2 protein-coding genes and 1 pseudogene are annotated in these 2,316 nt (G+C 67.7%); 2 read left to right on the top strand and 1 reads right to left on the bottom strand.

Translation table 11 applies throughout. The features are described from left to right. The coding region (locus AC5P09_RS51620) for a site-specific integrase (protein WP_493880579.1) at positions 1-1,269 on the top strand (1,269 nt) is incomplete at its 5' end. Here the strand turns inward: AC5P09_RS51620 and AC5P09_RS51615 are convergent. Next, a complete protein-coding gene (locus AC5P09_RS51615; protein WP_099970846.1) occupies positions 1,266-1,910 on the bottom strand; it encodes a class I SAM-dependent DNA methyltransferase in 645 nt (214 codons plus the stop codon). The two genes, AC5P09_RS51620 and AC5P09_RS51615, sit on opposite strands and share 4 nt — an antisense overlap. A 125-nt stretch (positions 1,911-2,035) precedes the next feature. Between AC5P09_RS51615 and AC5P09_RS51610 the strand changes: the two are divergent. Then, positions 2,036-2,316 (top strand): annotated as a pseudogene (locus AC5P09_RS51610) (hypothetical protein); the annotation flags it as partial.

Raw genomic sequence — 2,316 nt, 5'->3', positions numbered from 1 at the left:
AAGCTGCTGCTGCGCCACGTCGAGCAGATCCGGCCGCACCTCGAACACGCCGTCCGGGTGCTGGGTGTCCAGCATGCCTGGGGCCGCAACGCAGCACCGGTTTCTGGCGCGGACGGCGGGCAGCCCCGCCCCTGGACGCTGCCGGTGTCCTACCACGAGATCCGGGGCCTGGTCACCGCGGTCCGCACCGCCTGCCTGATCCTCACCGCGGCGGCCAGCGGCATGCGGACGAGCGAACTGCTGGAACTGCGGGTCGGCTCCCGGCTGTCTCCCCGCATGGTCACCGGCGGCGGCCAGCGGTTCCGCCTGGCCAGCAAGGTCATCAAGGGCCGCCAGTTCGGCGGCGAGAACGACGAGTGGGTCGTCGTCGCCGAGGTCGACCAAGCGATCGCGCTCGCCAAACGCCTCCACGGCGGCGACATCGGCGAACCCGTGTTCGGCGCGATGGTCTTCCACACCAGCTACCCACGGCTGCGGAACTGGATCAACGGCCCCGCCGGGCATCGACTCGGTCTGACACCGATCCCCGCCGGCCCGCTCAACCTCCGGATGCTGCGCCGTACCCTTGCCCAGGAACTAGCCCAACGTCCCGGCGGACTGCTCGCGGCGAAGATCCACCTCAAGCACGTGTCGACTGCCACCACCGAGGGCTACGCCAACCGCCCCGGCGGATCACAAGCACTGTTCCACGCCCAGGTCCAGGAACTGGAAGAGGAACACCACCTGCACCTGACCATCGACGCGTTCCGCCAGTTCCAAGCCGGACAGCTCCCCGCCGGACCCGGCGCTCGGGATCTCATCGCGACATTCACCCACGTCGACGGAGCGCTCCAGGAGGGCGCCTCGTTGGAGCCGTCGGTGCTGGACACCGACCGTCGAGTGGAGAACCTGCTCCGCACCCACGCAGGAACCCTGCGTGTCGGCCCGGCCAACTACTGCTGGTTCCGCGACCCAACGAAAGCGCTCTGCCTGCGGCTGGCCGGGACCACCGAGGCGACTCGGCCGCTGATCGGACTCTGCGACTCGGCCCGCTGTCCGCAGGCCACCCATCATGCCTGTCACCGCCCGATCTGGGCCGAGCAGGCGGCCACCTTTCAAGCGTTCCTCGGCAACCCCAGAGTCCCCACAGGGGAGAAGACCCGGCTACGACGCGAGCACGACCGCGTCCAACGAGTGCTCGACAGCATCGACCAGGCCACCAGCACCGCTATGAGTACACCCGCATGTCCTTCGGTTCCGAGTGGCGAGCCCGACATATGCAGAAGTTAGGGCTTACTGCGTGCGAAAAGAATCGCTTGCTGAGCTTTCGCATCCGGGTCAAGCAGCATCTCGGCCTCGACCACGAATCCGGCATCGCGCAGCCAGGATGCCACCTGATCCGGCTGACGGCGGTACACATGGACCTTCATCGGGTGACCGCCATAGCCCTCCGTCTTCAACTGCGACTCGTCACCCACCTGAAACAGGAGCTGCAGCGGTCCGCCTGGACGCATTGCTCGGTGGAAGTGCCCGAACACAGTCGGCACCTCGTCGTCGGGGATGTGGATCAACGACTGCCAGGCGAGCAGGCCGGCCACCGAAGCAACGGGGAGGTCCAGTTCCGCCATCGAGCCCACCTCGAACCGCAGGCCGGGGTGGTCGCGCCGGGCCACGTCAATCATCCCCGGGGAGAGGTCGACACCGAAGGCGTCGACACCGAGCTCATGCAGGTGGGCGGTGACTTCACCGGGGCCGCAGCCGACGTCCGCGACCGGCCCGCCGCCAGCGACCCGCACGCTGTCGGCGAACAACGCCAGCGCCGCGCAAAGGTACTGGTGTCCGGCGAGGGCACCTCGCACTTGGTCGGCATAGCTGACCGCGACCGTGTCATAAGAGGTGCGGGTGTCAGCCAACCAGTCATCCGTGGTCATGACCGGCACGATATTCCATGATCACGACCTCGTGAACGGCCGACGCAGAGGGACCGATCATTGGCCCGCCAACTGGCCCAGACCTCCGCCACGTTTCCGCAGACCGCAATGCAGGAGTGCACATCATGCCGCTGACCACCGAACAGCGCCGTCGCAACGAGGCCAGCATCCGTGCTGCGATGGACCGCCTACTGCTGGGGCAGCTTCCAGCCCGCGGCGGTTGCAACCTCAAGACTCTTGCACGAGAAGCCGGCGTCGCCAGAACGGGCTTCTACGCACGCACCGACCCACAGGGCAACCAGCGGCCAGGGCCCTATCAGCACCTGGCCGAGGGGTTTCAGCGTCGGCTGGCCGATCTCCGCGAGGCGGGCACCGTCTCAGACCCGCGCGAACTCCAGATCACCCG

This window comes from Streptomyces sp. a15, from assembly GCF_059026085.1.
Note: the sequence above shows the minus strand (reverse complement) of the source record. Positions and strands in the feature narration are given on the sequence as shown.

Coding starts and splice junctions, on each gene's coding strand:
- AC5P09_RS51615 (WP_099970846.1), bottom strand. CDS start 1,910: ATGACCACGGATGACTGGTTGGCTGACACCCGCACCTCTTATGACACG.